14 protein-coding genes are annotated in these 19640 nt (G+C 57.6%); 5 read left to right on the forward strand and 9 right to left on the reverse strand.

Annotated features, from left to right (window positions below):
- Positions 1–21: 21 nt before the first annotated feature.
- The gene (locus tag KGL31_04250) at positions 22–513 is read right to left on the reverse strand and encodes a 6-carboxytetrahydropterin synthase (GenBank protein ID MDE2321114.1); all 492 of its coding nucleotides are present in this window, start codon (positions 511–513) and stop codon (positions 22–24) included.
- 293 nt (positions 514–806) lie between these two features.
- On the opposite strand from KGL31_04250, the gene KGL31_04255 reads away from it, so the two are divergent.
- From KGL31_04255 to KGL31_04275, 5 genes are all read left to right on the forward strand, one after another.
- Positions 807–1793, forward strand: a complete 987-nt coding sequence (locus KGL31_04255; GenBank protein MDE2321115.1) for a phosphoribulokinase — start codon at positions 807–809, stop codon at positions 1791–1793.
- 3 nt (positions 1794–1796) lie between these two features.
- On the forward strand, positions 1797–2855 hold the full coding sequence (gap, locus tag KGL31_04260) for a type I glyceraldehyde-3-phosphate dehydrogenase (GenBank protein MDE2321116.1): 1059 nt from the start codon (positions 1797–1799) through the stop codon (positions 2853–2855).
- 71 nt (positions 2856–2926) lie between these two features.
- A complete protein-coding gene (tkt, locus tag KGL31_04265; protein MDE2321117.1) occupies positions 2927–4936 on the forward strand; it encodes a transketolase in 2010 nt (669 codons plus the stop codon).
- 67 nt (positions 4937–5003) lie between these two features.
- Positions 5004–6017: a class II fructose-bisphosphatase gene (glpX, locus tag KGL31_04270; GenBank protein ID MDE2321118.1), complete on the forward strand. Its 1014-nt coding sequence runs from the start codon at positions 5004–5006 to the stop codon at positions 6015–6017.
- A gap of 453 nt (positions 6018–6470) precedes the next feature.
- Positions 6471–6842 carry a 4a-hydroxytetrahydrobiopterin dehydratase gene (locus tag KGL31_04275; protein ID MDE2321119.1) on the forward strand — a complete coding sequence of 124 codons (372 nt, stop codon included), beginning with the start codon at positions 6471–6473 and terminating at the stop codon, positions 6840–6842.
- Between the two features lie 3 nt (positions 6843–6845).
- Here the strand turns inward: KGL31_04275 and KGL31_04280 are convergent, their stop codons facing one another.
- The 8 genes from KGL31_04280 to KGL31_04315 form a co-directional block, all read right to left on the reverse strand.
- A complete protein-coding gene (locus KGL31_04280; GenBank protein ID MDE2321120.1) occupies positions 6846–7583 on the reverse strand; it encodes an acyloxyacyl hydrolase in 738 nt (245 codons plus the stop codon).
- Between the two features lie 59 nt (positions 7584–7642).
- Positions 7643–8029 (reverse strand): hypothetical protein, encoded by a 387-nt coding sequence (locus KGL31_04285; GenBank protein ID MDE2321121.1) that lies wholly within the window; start codon positions 8027–8029, stop codon positions 7643–7645.
- A gap of 5 nt (positions 8030–8034) precedes the next feature.
- Entirely contained in the window at positions 8035–8685 is a 651-nt protein-coding gene (locus KGL31_04290; GenBank protein ID MDE2321122.1) for a hypothetical protein, read from the reverse strand.
- Between the two features lie 124 nt (positions 8686–8809).
- Positions 8810–10879, reverse strand: a complete 2070-nt coding sequence (glyS, locus tag KGL31_04295; GenBank protein MDE2321123.1) for a glycine--tRNA ligase subunit beta — start codon at positions 10877–10879, stop codon at positions 8810–8812.
- 24 nt (positions 10880–10903) lie between these two features.
- A complete protein-coding gene (glyQ, locus tag KGL31_04300; protein MDE2321124.1) occupies positions 10904–11782 on the reverse strand; it encodes a glycine--tRNA ligase subunit alpha in 879 nt (292 codons plus the stop codon).
- 602 nt (positions 11783–12384) lie between these two features.
- On the reverse strand, positions 12385–15348 hold the full coding sequence (locus tag KGL31_04305) for a DEAD/DEAH box helicase family protein (GenBank protein MDE2321125.1): 2964 nt from the start codon (positions 15346–15348) through the stop codon (positions 12385–12387).
- Positions 15326–18070 (reverse strand): site-specific DNA-methyltransferase, encoded by a 2745-nt coding sequence (locus KGL31_04310; GenBank protein MDE2321126.1) that lies wholly within the window; start codon positions 18068–18070, stop codon positions 15326–15328. The genes KGL31_04305 and KGL31_04310 overlap by 23 nt, the downstream gene beginning before the upstream one ends.
- Positions 18071–18231: 161 nt before the next feature.
- Positions 18232–18981, reverse strand: coding sequence for a hypothetical protein (locus KGL31_04315; protein ID MDE2321127.1), 750 nt, complete (start codon positions 18979–18981; stop codon positions 18232–18234).
- Between the last annotated feature and the right edge of the window lie 659 nt (positions 18982–19640).

Below are 19640 nucleotides of genomic sequence, written 5' to 3' on the forward strand. Positions count from 1 at the left end.
GATCCGCGTGAAGGCGGACGTTTAGAAGGCCTCTTCGTATGAGGCCTCCTGCCCGAACGATTCCTGCACACCAACCCTAATTATGACGACCCCTTCGCCCCCGTATCGCTTCCTGATCTCTGCCTTCAACTCCCCGCAGATATACCGGGCCAACAGTTCTGCGGTGGCGTTGTGGATCGGTAGCAGCAGCACATCTTCCGCCGGAAAGCCGTACTGCTTTTTGCCATAGATCGCTTCGACCATCGCACCGCCCTGCTTGATTCTCAAATCCTCATTTTCGGTCGGCAGCAGCACTCGGTGGTCCAGATGCTCGCAGATCTGTTTCAGGAGCGGCTTGACGGCGAGGAAATCCATGACGTAGTCACTCGGCTGAAGCGACCCTTCCAGTTCCACCCAGGCCCTATAGTTATGACCGTGAAGCGACTCACACTGACCATTGCCGAAGAGCACAAAGTGGGCTGAGCTGAACTTGAGATTCTCGTGGTTCACCCTGATACGAAACGCAGCCATCATACCTCCTCATATGGCGCTCTTGTGTAGCTGGCTGGAAGCTATCGCACCGGCGCGCCGGATGTCAAGCCGGATTTACCGTCTATTTCGAAACAACCGCTAGACAGAAAATAGGGCAAGTGGTAAAATTCCGTTCACGCAAAATCGGAAATCGGTGGTGGTACGACTATCGCCGCAAAAATAAACGGGCAGTGGCGCCTTTAGCTGTGAAGTGACAGCGAGATCATGATCGACCAGCCCAAACCCGGAACATAATTCCGTTGTCAATACAATCCACGTGAAAGGAGATGATGCAGATGGCTAAGACCACCCCGCTCCTGCTCGGTATCGGCGGAGATAGTGGGACCGGGAAGTCTACGTTTGTTGGCGGTATCTATAAAATTTTTGGTCCTGAGAAGATTACCAACATCAATCTTGATGATTACCACACGTTCGACCGTACGCAACGCAAGATCTACGGGCTGACCGCCCTTCATCCGGCGGCCAACAACATGGCCTTAATGGGCAAGCACGCCTGGCAGCTCAAAAACGCCGAGAAGATCATCAAGCCGGTGTATGATCATTCGACCGGCTGTTTCGCGGAACCTGAAGAGGTCGAGCCAAACCAGATTGTCATCATCGGCGGTCTGTTCCCGTTTTTTACCCAGGAACTGAGGAATGTCTTCGACCTGAAGGTGTATCTGGACCCGGATGAGGAACTGAAACGGGCCTGGAAGATTCATCGGGATGCCGGAAGGCGAGGCTACAGCATTGAGCAGGTCATGAAGGAGATCGAGGCCCGGCAGGAGGATATCAGGAAGCACATCGAACCCCAGAAGGAATATGCCGACATTATCATCCGATTCTACCCTCCCAACGGCACCTGGAGCCCGCAGGATGATGCCCACTTGAACGTCCGCCTCTTCCTCAGTCGAACCCTGCCGAAGACCGGCCTGGATGAACTGCTGCAAGAGGCGATGGGCCGGAAGACCCGGAGGGCCGTTCGGCTGGTGGATGAGGACTATTATGGTCAACCCTTCCACACCCTGGAAATCGACGGCTCCATCTCTCCCCAAACGGCGGCGGGACTGGAGCAAAGGATCTGGGCCCATCTCCTCGCCCCGATGAAAGTAATTCAGGATCTGGCGCCGGACAAGCTCGGCAGTTTTGCCGCAGGCGAAGCCTCCGGTCACAGCGATGCCCTGGCCCTTGTACAACTTATATCGATTTATTACCTGCTCCAAGCCAGAGAGGCGCGGCAGCAGGCCCCGCAGGAAGGGCTTGCAGGGGTCGCCGAGGGATAACCGATGGTAAGGATCGCGATCAACGGCTTCGGACGAATCGGCCGGCTGGCGTTTCGAGCGGCGTGGGAGCAGAAGAGGGCGCTTGATATAGTGGCCATCAACGATCCGGCCGGCGCCCGCACCGACGCCTTGTTGCTGGAATTCGACTCGAACTACGGGCCTTTTCCCGCAAAGGTCGAGAGCGACGAAGGCAGCATGCGGGTCGACGGGAAGCGGATTACGGTCTTCCGGGAGCGTGATTGGACCAGGCTCAACTGGTCGGATGTGGGCGCCGACATTGTGCTGGAGTGCAGCGGTCGGGGGACCGCCCGCCCGGAGGCCGAAAAGCATCTTGTGGCGGGAGCCAAACGGGTGCTGATCTCCGCCCCAGGGAAGGACGAGGATCTGACGATCGTGCTGGGGGTCAATGAGGAACGATACGATCCGGGGCAACACCGGATCATCTCTAACGGGTCGTGCACAACCAACTGCCTCGCGCCGGTCGCAAAGGTGCTCCTCGATGCGTTCGGAATCCAATGGGGGTTCATGAGTACGGTGCATAGCTACACCAATTCGCAGGCGATTCACGATCGCGGGGCGGAAGACGTGAGGGAGTCAAGGGCCGCTGCGCTCAATATCATTCCGACCGATACCGGCGCTGCGCGAGCCCTTGTCAAGGTGATTCCGGAGCTGGCCGGTCGGTTCAACGGGATGGCCTACCGGGTACCGACGCCCACGGTGTCCGTGATCGATTTAGTCGCGGAGCTTGGTTGTGATGTCACCCCTGAGACGGTGAATGCCGCATTCCGAACCGCGACTACAGGACGGCTCCGCGGGATTCTGGAGGTGTGTGACCGACCCCTGGTCTCGATGGACTTCAAGGGCGATCCTCATTCCTCCATCGTAGACGCCCTCATGACGTTGGTCCTGAAGGACCGGATTGTGAAGGTTGTAGCCTGGTATGATAACGAGTGGGGGTATTCGTGTCGGATGGCCGATCTGGCTGCGTACGTAGCTGCTCAAGACCTCAAACGTGATCAGCAACGGCTCTGGGGCGTCGCAAAGGGCACAAAGCCATCATAAATAGTGAAACCGGGCAAGAGGTTATACCGGCGCATACGGTCGCCCAGGCAGATTGTGACAGGGGGGGATCAGTGAAAAACGTTCAGGAATCGCTTGACCAGTTGTGTATCAATACCATCCGAACGCTGGCAATGGATGGGGTTCAAAAGGCGAACTCTGGGCATCCGGGGCTGCCGATGGGGGCAGCTGCCATGGCATACACGCTCTGGACGCGTGCGCTCAGGCACAATCCGACTCATCCGTCGTGGCCGAACCGTGATCGGTTTATCCTGTCACCCGGCCATGGGTGTATGTTGCTGTATTGTCTTCTTCACCTGACCGGCTATGGCCTCTCCCTCGATGAACTCAAGCAGTTCCGACAGTGGGGTAGCCGAACTCCTGGCCATTCGGAACATGGCGTGACACCAGGTGTGGAGACGACGACGGGCCCCCTCGGCCAGGGTTTCGGCAACGGCGTCGGAATGGCGATCGCGGAGCGATTTCTGGCTCACCACTTTAACCGGCCGGGATACCCGATTGTTGACCACTATGTGTACGCCATTGTGAGCGACGGCGACCTCATGGAAGGGATCACCTCCGAGGCAGCCTCGCTTGCCGGGCATCTTGGCCTGGGCAAGCTCATCTACCTGTACGACGATAATCGGATCACCATCGACGGCAGCACCGATATGGCCTTCACCGAGAACGTAGGACAACGCTTTGAGGCTTATGGATGGCATGTCCAGCGGGTGGATGGAAACGATGTCAAGATGATCGATGTCGCGCTGAGCGCGGCACAGGCCGCGCATGACCGCCCGTCACTTATTATCGCCAGGACCCACATCGCCTACGGCAGCCCGAATAAGCAGGATACGGCAGAGGCGCACGGGTCGCCTCTGGGAGACGAGGAGATACGACTGACCAAGGAGGCGTTGGGCTGGCCGTTGGAACCCACGTTTTATATCCCTGATGAGGCGCTGGCCCACTTTCGAGAAGCCCTGCAGCGGGGTCGTACCTGGGAAGCGGAGTGGCAAACCGGATTCGATGCCTATGCGGCGGCGTATCCCGAACTTGCGGAAGAGTGGAACAGGGTGATGAGTGGACAACTGCCGGAGGGCTGGGTCGAAAAGATTCCAATCTTTACCCCTGCCGGTGGGAGCCTGGCTACCCGTGAGGCCTCAGGTAAGGTGCTCAATGCGATCGCCCCATCCCTGCCGACTCTCATCGGCGGCTCGGCCGACTTGACCCCATCGAACAACACCTATCTGAAAGGAGACGGCGACTTCCAGCGGTCAAGCCCCGGAGGCCGGAACCTTCACTTTGGTGTTCGAGAGCATGCGATGGGTTCGATCCTTAACGGCATGGCGCTGCACCAGGGGGTAATCCCATATGCTGGGACATTCCTCGTTTTTTCCGACTACATGCGCCCCGCCATCCGGGTCGCTGCACTGTCGCATATCCATGTGATCTATGTCTTTACCCATGACAGTATCGGCTTGGGCGAAGATGGTCCCACCCACCAGCCGATTGAACATTTGTCTTCTCTTCGGGCCATACCCAACCTCACTGTCATCCGCCCTGCCGACGCGACAGAAACGGCGGTCGCCTGGCGCGCCGCCCTGGAACACCGTAGCGGGCCCGTGGCGCTGGCCCTTACCAGACAGAAGCTCCCGATTCTCGACCGGACGAAATTTCCGTCCGCCGAACTGCTTCTGAAGGGAGGGTATATCCTGACTGATGCCGACCAGGGGCATCCGCGCGTGATCCTCATAGCCACCGGGTCGGAGGTGCATCTCGCCCTTGAGGCGTGGGGACGACTGGCCGATGAAGGCATCCCCGCTCGCGTCGTCAGTATGCCGAGCTGGGAACTGTTTGACCGGCAGCCTGAGGTGTATCGCAACGAGGTGCTTCCCCCGGCAGTGACTGCTCGCCTTGCTATTGAGACCGGTACGCCGCACGGTTGGCACCGCTACGTGGGCCTGCTCGGAGGAGTAATCGGCATGACACGATTCGGGGCCTCAGCTCCGTATCAAGTCCTTATGCAGCAATTCGGCTATACGGCTGAGCATGTCGTGTCCCGAGCTATGGAGCTCCTGGCATAAACCTCACCGGAGCGGCAACGATAAAAACAGGGTGTAGAGTTTAGGATATAGGGAGGGAAACCACATTATGGCCGAGCTAATGGATCGAAACCTGGCTCTCGAGCTCAGCAGGGTTACTGAGGCTGCTGCTTTGGCGGCGGCTCGCCTGATGGGCAGACGCGACCGCGATGGCGCCGATCAGGCCGCCGTTGACGCGATGCGCTATGCCCTGAGCGCGTTGGACATTGACGGCACGGTAGTCATTGGGGAGGGGCAAAAAGGACCGGTCCCTATACTGCAGGTGGGAGAGCGGGTCGGCACAGGCTCCGCCCCGACTCTTGATGTTGCGGTAGATCCGATTGACGGCGTCACGCTCCTCGCCAATGGCCGACCCGGCGCAATCTCTGTTGCGGCGCTTGCTGATCGGCATACACTGTTTTCCACCCAGCTTGCCTACATGGATAAGATTGTTGTCGGGCCTCAGGCCGCAGGTGCGATCAACATTAACGCGCCCGTCAAAGAGAACCTGCAACGGATCGCTCAGGCTGAGGGCCGGGAGGTTGATGACCTCACGGTGGTCATGCTCGATCGGCCACGCCACGAGCGCCTCATCAAAGAGGTGAAAGAGGCCGGAGCCAGGATCAAACTGATCAGTGAGGGGGACGTTGCGCCCGGGGTGATGGCGGCAATGGAGGAGGACACCGGTATCGATGTCCTTATGGGAATCGGAGGCTCGCCGGAGGCGGTGCTCATTGCCTGCGCGTTGAAGTGTTTAGGTGGTCAGATGCAATGCAGGTTCTGGCCGAGGGATGAACAAGAACGGCGGATCCTCGAGGCGGAGGGTCACGATTTAGATCGCATTTTAACCGTAGATGACCTCTGCAAGGGGAGCAATGTATTTGTGGCCGTCACCGGCATCACTGATGGTGAATTACTTCGAGGGGTTCGCTATACGGGAGGATACGCACGTACAACCTCGCTGATGATGCGCTCCGTTTCCGGGGGAGTGCGATGGATGGAGGCGCGGCATGATCTGAAGCGCCTGAAGGAGATTGCCGGAACCCGTTACGAAGGCGTAAAGCACCGGCAGATACACCATTAAGAGGAGGCAACCGAAGAGCGGTCTTCGACTCTCTTTCACGCAAGCAAAGAAAACAACACACGCCTCAGCGGCCTATCGCTGGGGCGTTTTCCTTTTGTGGGGAATCACTCTCAGAGGGGCGTACGCTCGATCATCGATTCGATACCAGCCTCACAATTCACTTGCCCAACGTGAGGTTACATCCTACATTTCGAATAAGAGGAGTGGGTATAAACATTGCGTAGAAAGTCTCGCCTATCATTGCGAGGCGAAGCTGAAGCAATCTGACCCGAAGGGTCATTCCGAGTAACGCGAGGAATCGCACCGGGATTGCTTCGCCTGCGGCTCGCAACGACACTGCGTGTCGGATTGCCGCGTTCCCGCTAGTCGCTCGCAATGACGGAGGCGGATGGACATTCGTACTCATGGACGCACTGGCGGCGCACGAGGTATTGGTTTAGCAAGGGGGAGATCATGTTAAAAGCTAAAGAGTGCCCAGTCATTTCGGATGAGGAAGTGGTCAAACGCCTGGAGCAAGAGCTGCCAGGGTGGTACCTGGAGGGGCGATGGATCAGAAGAAAGTTCAATACCGACGGGTGGCCGACCACACTCATGTTGGTCAATACGATTGCCTACTTGGCTGAGGCCGCCTGGCATCATCCCGACCTGGAGGTCACCTGGGGTAAGGTTTGGGTCAAGCTGAGGACCCATGCCGCCGGGGGGATCACCGAGAAGGACTTCACCCTTGCCAAGCAGATCGAACAGTCCGTACTCTGGCGACCAGGCGAAAGCTCTCCCCTTGACGGCACACCAAACAAATGGGTTCGCGGTGGCAGCAAAGAGTAGGGCTCAAAAGAAATAGGAGGCGCCCAACACATAAACGGTCGAGTTGATGCCGATATTAGGAGTCTCCCGGTGAGCGTTTGAGATGTGGAACAATCGTACCTCTCCGGTAACAGCTAGATGATCGGTGACGAAGTAGTGGAGGCCGGTGCCGGCCTGCAGCGTGAAATTAAAATGGGTTTGAAGGGTCCTGGGTTGACTAATTTCGAGATTCCAATGCAAGAGCCCGATCCCAAGACTGAAGAACGGAACGAAGCGGGTGCCGGTCACGAAGTTGTACCGGCCGAGGATGCTGATCCCTTCACCGAAGGTTTTCTTGGGGGTGGCGGTGATGAGGAAGGTAGGTTCGAGGATGGCCTCCAGACTCCCTCGGATCGGGGTAGGCCCATGTACGTCGGTGACCGTGTACCCAGCCTGGAGGAACAGGGGGGCGAAGTGAACGTTAGGTGCTCCTGTAGGTCTGGACGGTAAGTTGTGAGGAGTGCTGTAGCCAGCTATGGCACCCACGTGCCATGTTCCTGCCTGGAATCCTTCTTCGGGGTGGAGCGTCGGTATTCCTTCCTTCTCAACCGCGGGGGGATCTTGTGTATCGGCAAAGGCAAGGGTACGAGCGGCAATGAGTTCGGTCTCTCGCCCTAGCGTAACTGCCTGTGGAGAGGCTTCAGCCCAGGATATGGCAGGTGACAGGATTGCGAATACGGCCAGCCAGAAACAAACCGGTATACGCCTCAATCCATTGATCATAGAGGTCTCCTCTGGAGCGTAGGTGTCTTAGACATCATACCGTTCTTATCCATCCCGTCTTACCTTTTTGAGTCGCGCTGTAAACCGTCTCTCTTCCGGTAGGTCAGCCTGATTCGGTAGCTGATTGCCCGAGTACATGGCGATTTTTCCGTCTGCCTGCCCTTTATGCGCTCCCAGCCGATACAGACGAGCAACCCGGCCTTATCCTCACACTGGTCACTGATCATCGACTCTACCACTTCCAGGATCTCGAACCCGCCGCCTTGACAGCCGGGGTTTGAACAGGGGAGCATGGGTTCGAACGCACCGCCCGCCGCCCGCATTGAATGTGAGAAGGCCCCGCCTTCTGCCGGTGATCCCTCTCCGGCACGGGAGCACTCTTCCCACTCGACGGTCGCGGCTTCCACAGTCGGAAAGCGCTTGGCAGCGTTGCGGGTTCGTGGCACGACTGTCAGTTGGCGCCAGTCTTCACTCGGCGAGACTTCTGTGGGCTGGGCGCCGATAGAAACTCCTGATTGATCGGCATCCCTCGACGACACATTGGACAGTCCTTCGGGGTGTACGTCGGGAATTCCCGATCGACCAGCGTGAAAAAGGGAAATTTGAAATTCACCTTTCGGATCCGTCGCCAGAGGGTTCCGATCCCAACTACCGTTCCGCCTAGCGATTTGACCAGTTTAATAAGCTCCTTGACAGTCTCACCGGTAGTCACAATATCTTCGACAATCAGCACCTTGGGGTTACCGACAAAGTACTGCCGGAACTCTCTCGGAAGAGCGACCTGACTGGCGCCGGATCCATTGCGTTGCTTGTTGGCATAGATGAAGCGAGGTCGCAACGGATGGGCGCGCGCCACACAATGGCCCAGCAGCGAGGCACCGTAGCCGGTGGTAAGGACCAGATCGATTGGCTCTTCTCCAAAATGCTTGGCGATCACGTCTCCTAACCCTTCCGTGAAGGCTGGCTCGGTGGTGGCTAACGCCTTCTCCACATACTCCTGGGTGTGGCGTCCGGAGGATAATACGAAGTGATCGTTTGTGAGATACGCTCCGGTCCTGAGGATGATACCCCGGTTGATTCGCTCCAAGATCTCCGCTTCCATCAATACCTCTCACGCATTCTGGCTGTTCAGGTACCGGCCGTCCCTGTAGGGGTAGGGCTTGGCCCTACTTAAAGAGAGCGCAGCATGCAGCCCCTACGTCGGAAGGCTTCTAAGGACTGAAGGCTTATGACGCCATAATCTTACTGAAATTCGCAATCCCGCAAAACAGATCTGCAACCTCCTTCAGGATGGCCAAACGGTTCTCCTGCAGGTCTCTATCCTCCGCCATCACCAGAACCTCCTCGAAGAACATATCCACAATGGGGCGAATTGCGGCGATGAGTTGCAGAGCGCGTACGTAGTCGCCGGCTTGCACCAGGTGTTTCGTCTCGGCCCGCAGTGTGGTTGCCTCGCCATGGAGCGCCCGCTCAGCGCTGCTTACGAACCGCCGCGGATCGACCGATTTAGAGAAACCCTTGGGAAGGATTCTGATGACCCGTTTGAAGGCGACTGCCAGCTCTGTAAAATCGGCGTCCTGCCTGAAGGCGGCCAGGGCCTCAGCGCGTTTGCCGGCATCGGACACACGTTCTGCATCGACGGAGAGAGCAGCTTCGGCGAGATCGGCAGGCACACCCCGTTCCATCAGGATTGCTTGAAGCCTGGCCGCCAGAAATCCCATGATTTCCTGTGCCACGCGCTCACGCGGCATCGTCAAACGGTCGCCGAAGAGTTCCAAGCTCTTCTGTACCGGCTGTGAGAGCGGCAGATCGATGCCTGCTTTGAGCAGGATCTGCACGATCCCTTGCCCGTGGCGTCGGAGGGCGTACGGATCTTCCGATCCGCTGGGTATAAGTCCGATGCCGAAACAGCCACAGATCGTGTCGAGCCGGTCGGCCAGGCCCACAAGGGCGCCGACCAATGATTCCGGGAGCCTGTCGCCGGCAAAGCGAGGGAGATAGTGCTCCTCAATCGCCTGCGCCACAACTGCGGAATCCCCGGAGAGCTGAGCATATTCACGACCCATGACCCCTTGCAGGCTTGGGAATTCCTTGACCATCGTGGTGACGAGGTCAGCCTTGCACAACTGCGCTGCTCGACAGGCGTCATGGGCAAGGTGGGGGGCAACCTGCTCGGCCAGATAGGCGGTGAGCTGTGTAAGCCGTTCGACCTTCTCGGACATTGTACCGAGTCGCTCCTGAAAGGTAATCCCCTTCAGTTGAGGTACCCGCTCGCAAAGTTGGACCCTTCGATCCTCTTTAAAAAAGAAAGCTGCGTCTTTCAGCCGCGCTCTCAGGACCCGTTCATTGCCGGCGCGGATCAGGTCCATGTCCTTTGCCTTCATATTGGATATCGTCACGAAATAGGGGAGGAGCTTGCCGGCATTGTCCGTCACCGGAAAGTAGCGCTGATGCTTCCGCATAGGGGTCATGATCACGTCGCGAGGTAAGGCAAGATACTCCTGTTCAAAGCGGCCACAGACCACGGTAGGGTATTCCACCAGGCAGGTCACCATCTCCACCAGTTCATCGTCGAAGACCGGCTTACCGCCAACTGTGGCCGCAGCCTCTATCGCCAGCTTTGTCACCAGTTCTCGGCGACGGTGCTGGCTGACGATCACATACCGCTCCTCTAGTTTTTCGATATAATCCTGGAAGCTTCTGACGCGGATCTGGCCACGGCTCAGGAATCGATGACCGCACGTCTTGTTTCCGCTTGTAACCCCGTCAATTTCAAAGGGGATCACCCGGCCACCGTAAAGCGCAACCAGCCACCGGATCGGGCGAACAAATCGGAATGTGCCTTGTCCCCATCGCATCGACTTCGGAAAGGAGAGTGATGTGATCAGGCGGGGCAGGACGACGGGCAGTATCTCCTCCAGACGCGCGCCCCGCTCCACAATGGCGGCAACAACGTACTCTCCCCGATCAAGTGTCTTCACGCGGAGGGTCTCTACGGGGACGCCTTGCGCTCTCGCGAAGCCAAGCGCGGCCTTGGTCGGACGGCCCTCCTGATCGAATGCGACCGCCGTGGATGGTCCTACCGCCTCACGAACCAGATCGCCCTGACTCTGTTCCAGTCGCTCGACATGCAAAGTGAGACGCCGAGGTGTGCCGAACACACGCATACCTGTAAAGGCGATGCGGTGTTCTTCGAAAAGACGACGTGCCTGCGCCTCGAGATCCCTCAGCGCCGGCGTCATGTAACTGGAGGGGATCTCCTCGATACCGATCTCAAACAACAGCTCTTGGGTCATCAGGGCTTATCCTGCATCAAGCGGTTAGGATTGCCACGCCTTCATGAGTGGAAAGCCGACCTCCTCACGCTGCTTCAGATAGGCTTCAGCGCAGTGCCGCGCCAGATTCCGGACGCGACCGATAAAGCTGGTCCGCTCTGTGACGCCTATGGCTCCCCTGGCGTCCAGGAGATTAAATGCGTGAGAGGATTTGAGGCAGTAATCGTAGGCAGGCAGCACCAGCCCCTTCTCGATCAGGCGGAGTCCTTCCTGCTCATACTTGTCGAAAAGCTGAAACTGAAGCGATACATCGGCTTCTTCGAAGTTGTGGACCGACCATTCCACTTCACTCTTATGATGGATGTCGCCATAGGTCACGCCCTTAACCCACGTCAGATCGTAGACGCTGTCCACTTCCTGCAGGAACATGGCAATCCGCTCGATCCCATAGGTCAGCTCCGCAGAGACCGGTTTCAGGTCGATGCCCCCAGCCTGCTGGAAATAGGTGAACTGGGTAATCTCCAAGCCATCCAACCAGACCTCCCAGCCCAGACCCCAGGCGCCGAGGGTCGGCGACTCCCAATCGTCCTCTACGAAACGGATATCGTGCCTGAGCGGGTCGATACCCAGACTTCGAAGGCTGTCCAGGTAGATCTCCTGAATGTCGTCAGGGGATGGCTTCATAATGACCTGGTACTGGTAGTAGTGCTGGAGACGATTCGGATTTTCGCCGTATCGTCCGTCGGCGGGGCGCCGAGTCGACTCGACATAGGCGACGTTCCACGGCTCAGGGCCGAGGACGCGCAGAAAGGTCGCCGGATTCATCGTCCCCGCGCCTACCTCAATATCGTATGGCTGCTGAATGACGCAGCCCCGCTCTGCGAAAAATCGCTGTAATGCGAGGATCAACTCTTGAAACGTCATCACCTGTCTTACCGAGCTTTTCACGATCATATCTGTACGTTTGAGAAAGTGAGAGAGGGGATCTACATAATTCACAATACGGTGGATTCCTTGAATAGCCTGAACGCGAAGAAGGCTAGCAGCTTAGCCTCCAGTTTGTCAAGGAAAAACCTAGGAAATCACTGGGTTTCCACCTAGAGGTTGAATCCACTGGGGGTTCATTCCCCGCGGCTTGCCGCGAGTGCGTCATACCGGCGGAAGCCGGTATCCAGAGAGCCCGACTGGATTCCCCTGTATCAGGTACGGGGCAGGCGTGTCGGTACGGAATGACAGGCCAGAACAGAAGACGATACCCGGTAGCGTGCCACGGGGAGGTTCATTTCGCCTTCTCGAGGAAGGAAAACTTGCCTGCAAGGGAACAGGCGGAAGCGCCTTCTTGGAGACGTGATAATAACACCCTTAAACGTGGTAATAAACGTAGTAACGAATAGCCCTGCGACCTCCGGGACGCCCACTGAGACGAGAGGGCTTTGAAACGATTAATGGGATCACGAAACAATACTGTGGTCTACTACTGTCCGGTTATTGCGTCAGACCATCGCGGTAACTACTAAATTTATAAGTTAATCAGTATACCTCTTAGCAAGCTCTTCTGTTGCCGAGCGAATTGCCTCAGGGGTATCGGTCGGAGACTTGATGAGACGGTAGGCCCACCGACCGTGAGCGCCATCGGCATTGATGGCGGCGACCCAGCGGCGCGCCCCGGCCTCTTTGACGTCGGCGAGCGGATCATATCCTTTGGTTTCAAGGATCAGGGTTCCGACTTCCTTCCCATCCTCCTGAAGCCGCACCAGGAAGTCCGGGATGTACTCCTTGGCCTCCCCATTGTAGCTGTAAGGGATGGCAAACCCCAGATTGAAATTCTTCACAAACGCCACTACGCGCTCGTCGCTATCCAGATAGAAGGCCGCGGTTTGCTCCCACTTCTCCGTATCGGCGACGACATAGTTTAGATGTGAGCGCTCGCACTCCCTCACAGACTTTGAAGTCCAGAAGTCAACATCCCGCGTGCTTCCTTCGCCTCGATGCGCCTCGTAACGTGGAAGCTCCGGGCTCTCGGTATCAGCCGGGATGATCGCTTCGCCCAGCGTGTTGACAGCCCACGAAAAGTACGGGTCCAGGAAGACATCTTTTCGATCAGTTCGGCCCACAGGTTGGACCTTTTCCTTCAGAAACTCTCTGACCACACCGAGCATCTGCGGAAACAGCGCATGGGCAGGCACCTCACAAGTGGGACTCTTGGCGTAGCGCCTGGTGAGCACTTTCGCTAACTCAAACTCCAGCTCCTGAATCCGTTTCGTCTCCCGCCAGGCTTGAAGTGTGACATCATCAGTCTTACCCGGTCCCATCAGGGAGAGCCGTCCGCCCTCTTCGGTGGAAAGCCCCTTCATCTTTACCTCATCAGGGATTTTCATCGGATCTACGGGGAGGATCGGCACCCGCTCCCAAGCCACCCTTACCCGCCCTCTGATCCTGTGCATATACCCTTCGACACGAGGGAACCTGATTTCAAGGTGATCGCGTTCAGGGGAGAGCACGTGCACGTGATGAATCTTCGGAGGCGGCGCAGCCTTCCCTTTTTCTGTGGCCTTGAGGGGGATGAGTTCAAACGGCACACCATAAACCTTGGCCACCTCCTCGACCATCAGATCATGATACTGCGAGCGCCGCAGCCCTCGCCCCACTACCTGTTCGCAAAGGAGCTGCGACTCGAAGGGTCTCAGTCCGACGATGTGAGTTACGGTTGTGGCGTCCCACCCCTCGGTGAGCATCGCCACTGAGACGATACACCGCACGTCCCGGCCTGGCGGAATCCTTGGATCAATGCGCCTGCCGCCCGCTTCAGCAGCCTTGCGATTTATTTTCTCGGTGAGTTCGAAATACTCCTCAGGGGGTTTCCCGCCCGGCCATGCGGTCTTCCCAATCGTGTCCAGAACGAACCGGAGGAGGCGGCTCTCGTCGCTCTTGGCGACACCCGATTCGATCTCTTCAACCACCTTTGAGTCGACGCGAACGGTGTATTCCGTTCCGTCCCGATTCCGGAACTCTTCGATTGGCGGGGCAGCGCCTTCACCCTCTCCGGTGATCCACTCATAGACCACTCTGGCAAGCCGCGTATCCCGGCAGACGATGATGAAGACCGGCGGAACGGTGGGTCGTTTTCCCTCCGATGCTTCCCGCCCCCACTCAAGAAACTTCTCGCGCCACAGACCGGCCAACTGAGCGATCGGCTGCTGTGCCCACCTGAGCACAGCTTCTGGCTTCACCTGCCCCCGACGGCCGCCCTTCTCCCCGGCAGTGAGCTTCTGTTCAACGATCCATTTCCAGACGTTGAAGTAGGCCGGGATCTCTTCGCCAGTCGTGTCCTGAACCGGAAGCTGGGGGATCTTGACGAGCCCGCTCTCGATGGCGTCGATCAGCCCGAAGTCGGAGACGATCCAGGGGAAGGGGCGACCCGGATCATTCCCACTTCGGTTGAGATAAAAGGGTGTTGCGGACAGGTCCACGCAGACATTGATCCCGCGCACCCGTTGGATCTTGTCGAGTCCTTCGATCCACACCGTGGCCTCGCGACGTTCGGGCTCGGCCAGTTCGTCTTCTTCCTCGATCTCGGGCGTGTTGTCCAATTGGCGGATTCGATACGCGTGGTGGGCCTCGTCATTCAGCACCAGGATGTTGCCCTTGTTGCCTACGTCTTTCCCGAGGACGCGCGACATCAACGCCGTGTCCGACTCTTCTCCCCGGTTGACAACCTTTGCGCCCACACCGCCCACCTGGTTCATCTCCTGTGGCGACAGGACGTGCCAGTTGCAGATCAGGACGTAACCCTTCCTGAGGTCGCTCATGAGATGGGATGGAACGATGTCCCGGGTGCGGTAGATGCTGGCCTCTCCCCCATGAGGGTCAAGCTCCTGCAAGCGCTCTCGGATCGTGACGTTGGGGCAGAGGACGAGGACGACATCGGAAAAGCGTGTATCAGTCCGATCCGCAACCTTGTTGAGGATACTCCAGGCCGCGAGCATCCCCATAACGGCGGTTTTCCCGCTCCCGGTCGCCATCTTGCAGGCGTATCGGACAAATGCGCCAGGCTCATCAGACGGGATCGCGAACCCGTGGAGGAAGTCTGGACGAGCCTCTGTGAGGAAAATGATTGTCTCGACAGCCTCGCGCTGGCAGAAAAACAGCCGCCGCTCCCGTTCATCCCGATTCCAGTAGGCGAGCAGCTCTCCGGTCACGCCGGTCACACCCAAGAACGAGGACTGTCTCCATGATTTCACCCGGGTGCGGATCTCATTGACCAGATCCAGGGGGATGCGGGTCCCGAGATCTTCAGCCTGAGTTGTCCCTGTTGACCGCCCAGGAGGCCGGTAGTAATAGCACGCTTCTCGCCGACCCGGAGCTTTGAGAGGAGGCTGCCCCTTCTCGATCACCCAATGACAGGTCGGCTCGGCGTAGGCGTCGCAGATAATCGGTTCAGCGACCTCGTTGAACTGGCTCACGCTGTCACCGCTCGGGCTCGGCGTCATCGAGCGGCTTGACGACCATCAATTCGTTGCCTCGGTCGTCAATGACCTTAATGGCGATCTTCTTGCGCTCGCCCGCGGAGAACGGTTCACTGACGGTGCCGGCGAGATGTTCCCAGACCGAATCCTCATAGGTCCCCTTGAGGGCACGCTTGAGGTTGTCCCAGGCGCTGGTTCTGGGAAAGAAGGCCTGGCTCACGCGGAAGACCAGGTCATCGTAATCGGTGTCCAGGAACCACGCCGGGACATCATCTCCCTTCCGGTGATCGTTATCCATCGTGATCGGATCGAAGACATCGAGACCCAGCAGTTCGATGCGATAGAGCGGGCCGTTGCCGTTCTTCCGCTTGAGCCGAATGAGCCTGAGATCTGGGGCGCCCGTCACCGAGAAGATCTGACTGGCGCGTGTGGTCTTGAGAAGATCCGACATTACAAGGTCCATGGTGGCCTGAACGTAGGTGGCAGGCAGGCCCACCACCTGCTCGCAGTTCTGAATCAACTTGCTGGCGCCCGGCTGGATGGCAAAGCCAACCACGAAAAGGTGCGTATAGCTCTTGAGGTTGGCCTCCTTGGCTGCGGCGAACACCATCTGCTCGGTCACCGGTCCATGCTCCGGACCGAAGATGAATGCCACCGGCTTGCCCCGCTTCATGTCGAGCGACTTCTGCGTGGCTGCCTCCTCGGCCAAGTCCTCCAGGGTCGGTATTGCAACCTCCGCCTCGGCGTGCAGGTCCATTGCTTTCGCCGGGCGACGGATGTTCTTGAGGGTCACCGTCTGATTGCCTGCGAGCCGCAGTGTGGGGGAGCGCCTCAGGACTTCAATCATCCGGCTGATCGGGTCGATCTCGTAGGTGTCCTCACGGTCCTTGACCCTCTCTGATGGCTCTACCTCGATGGCCGTGGGGATGGTCGCTTCGACCACAAACGGTCCGGAGACCCGAATAACTCCGGACTCGACCTCCGGCCGGTCCACGAGGACTTCCTCCTGGGGCGGTTCGTTCTGCGCGATCGATTTTAGAGTGATATGCGGGACGATCCCGCCGACCTCTTCCCTCTTCTGGTTCTGCTTGCGCGTGTAGACGAAGCCGCCGGATGGACCACGGGACGGATCGCGAAGCTCAAAGTACGGGAAGGTCGCAGTCAGGAGCCGTTGCCGGGCCAAGGCCAGCGGGACCCGGCTTGTGTCAATCGTGATCCATCGCCGCCCCCATTGCTCCGCCACATAGGCTGTCGTCCCGCTCCCGCACGTCGGGTCCAGTACCAGATCGCCCGGGTCGGTGGTCATGAGGAGGCAACGATCAACGACTTTGGAGTTAGTTTGAACAACGTAGAGCTTTCGGTCGCTTGTAAAGCCAGCGATACCGGTGTCTTTCCAGAGATCCGACAGAGGATAGACTGGGAAATCGTCCATGTACCGTTTGTATCGGAGAGTGTTCCCTGCAACGATTAGTCGTTTGGCTTTCGCTAGCCGTGTTAAGCCCTCCTTATTCGTTGACCAATAGCGGTTGCCGGGTGTAAAAGTCTGTCCGTTGTACTCGAATGGCTCTGAAGGATTGTAATGTGAAGAGGTAAGGTCACTTGCGGTGAAAATGCGCCAGCCTTTTGGTAGGAGACGAGGGTCTTCTTTCTCCTCGAAGGTAAGTCGCCTTTGCACTTTCCGGTCGGGTGATTCCACCCAGTCGTAGCCACTGGCCCCGTCGCCACCGGAATCTTTCGGCTGATAGATTTGCCGATACTTGATGCTGCGCTTGTCCCTGGCAAACCAAAGCAGCGAGTCACTTACCCACGGTAGCAGTTCTAGCGTTTGGGTGCTTGTCTTCACAAAGGTAATCATTGCACAGAAGTTTTCCGGCCCAAACACCTCATCCATCAACTCGCGCACGTGATGCACATTCTCATCGCTGATCTGGACGAAGACGCTGCCCTTCTCGTTCAGTAGCTCCCTTGCCAGAAGCAACCGATCGCGGAGATACGTGAGGTACGAGTGTAACCCCAGCTCCCAGGTGTCGCGGTAGGCCTGGACCGTCTCGGGCTCGCGGGTCAGATCGCCGTCGTCGCCGTGCTTCACGTCGCGCCGTCGGATGAAAGGCTGGAAATTGGAGCCGAACTTGACCCCGTACGGCGGGTCCATAAAAATCATCTGGACCTGACCGCCCAGTCCCTCATATTGGAGCAGGCTGTTCATGACCACCAGGCTGTCGCCCAGGATCAGGCGGTTGACCCAGTCGATCTGGTACTCATAGGCCCTGAGCAGCCGGTCGGTGACATCCAGCTCTTCATCGGCGAAGAGGGCGAGTGTCTGCTGCCTGTCGCGCTTATGGGATTTGACGGATTGCAGGATCGCTTGCGTCGAGAGGCGCTCATGGACGAAGAGGGGGAGGGTCGGAACCGTCAGCTCATGCCGTTCCGCCTTCCCGGTCCAGTTAAGAAACGGCTGTGACATCCGCCGAAGTTCGGCGGCTGCAAGCCTCGCTTCAGTGAGATCAGTAGCCTGCTCGATTCTCGCAATCAGAGCTTCGGCGCGCTCGCGGTCGGCGTTCCCGTCCCACGACAGGGCCGGGTCGAGGCTGGGATCGTAGCGGTAGGTCTTCGGGGCCTTCTTCTGCTTGAACTGCGATTGCAACCCGACATCGGGCCGCAGGAGGAGTTTTTCCTCGTGGTCATAGGCTTGCGCCTCCTGTCTGTTCTTTGTTTTACCTGGATCTCGCGGTGTCTTCTTTGCCATAGTATTTCTCCCTACAACCGGAAAGAACCCTATAGCCCACCTTCCAGAATCCTGGTGATCAATTATCGCAGCATTTCATATCATGTCAGGCTTAGCTAAGATATGAGCACCCATGCAGGAGACGAACACAAACAACCAATTGTCAAGCTGTGATCCTGGGACTAGAACCCGTCGCATTGCTGATAATCTGCGAATACAGTCTTTGGTATAGCCGCAGCGGGTAAGCAGTTTGGATTATGAAAAACGCAGAATCGATACTCAAACGTGGAGCCTTTCAGTTGAACGTTGAATACACCTACAGCGCCGAGATGCTCATACCGCTGACTGGCAAAGCAGCCGTCCTCAGCCAAGTAGCCGGTTGCATACCCTTGCGCCCGCCTACAGTAGAGCGCAATACGCACTACCTCCGGCCATGAGTTCAGAGCTACCCGCAGGTCATCGGCAACGATAAGCATGGTTGGGATCGAGTCCGGCAATTTAGGATACGCCTTGTCAACAGCTTTGCGGACATCCGTCACGGGGTCCGTGCATCCGCCATCTCCAGCAAGGTACTTCGGGCGCTTCAGTCTGAGTGGTAATTCTGGCACTCCTGTCTCCCTAGTAAGGTCCTTCGCTACCTCGCGAATGATCTCAGCCTCCCAGCCTGGACTTTTGACCTCGATGAAGATATTTGGACCTGAATCGTGGCCAACGAGGAACTCCCCTCGCTTGGGCTTACGACCGAGCGGTTCCCACTCCAGAACCTGAAGGCCACATCGTGTTTTGAGAAAATACGTTACGGCAATCTCCGAGAGGGTTTCATCACGTGTCCGCGCATCGTCCCGAAGTCGCGGAAGATACCGATCCCATCCCTCGCGGTCCTTGAGGAATTGGAACCACGTCTCGACCTCGTCGGCCCACTCTCTCCACACAGGGAAGCTGTCCTCATCAACCCATTTCGCTTTCTGCGACACGGAGTACAGCAGGGGGTGATTATCTCGATCAATCTGATTCATAACATGACTTACCAGATCGGCTCCGCCCCTTTGTTCCCTTTCATTGCTAAGCTGATCAAGCTATGATTGACCGTCAGGGCACTGGCCGTTATACATTCCTGACTCCTGCGACAGGGTAGGGCTATCCTAGGCAGGTACCCCATGAGTGTCAAGCCGAAAGGAGCTACAGAGACGCTGCGTGGGAAACCTACGTTATCTTCTGTTCCCCGTACGATGAAGTCTTTGAAGTGCTGCGTGATCAATACGCGGCTGCCATTGAACGTCTGGACGCGAGTAGAGAAGAAACAAGGCAACTCGGAGATCCTGACGACCGTCTCGCCGAGCACCTGATGACCTTCTATTGGCGCGGGAAGCTCAATTTTGGTGATCCTGATGGTATCCTGAGCGAATTCTGGAGGAAGGCACCTGACCCGACAAGGGGCCACGTCCTGAGCTTTATCCCAAACATTGCAGTTAAAAAAGCATCGTTTTGTCCGTGACCCTTTGGTATCGTGGGGTTCGCTCACCAACCACGTACACAATGGAGGGACAAAACGATGCAGGCACAGGTTACCCCGTTGGATGGCTCCAAAGCA

This window comes from Candidatus Methylomirabilota bacterium, assembly GCA_028870115.1.
Taxonomy (GTDB): Bacteria; Methylomirabilota; Methylomirabilia; order Methylomirabilales; family Methylomirabilaceae; genus Methylomirabilis.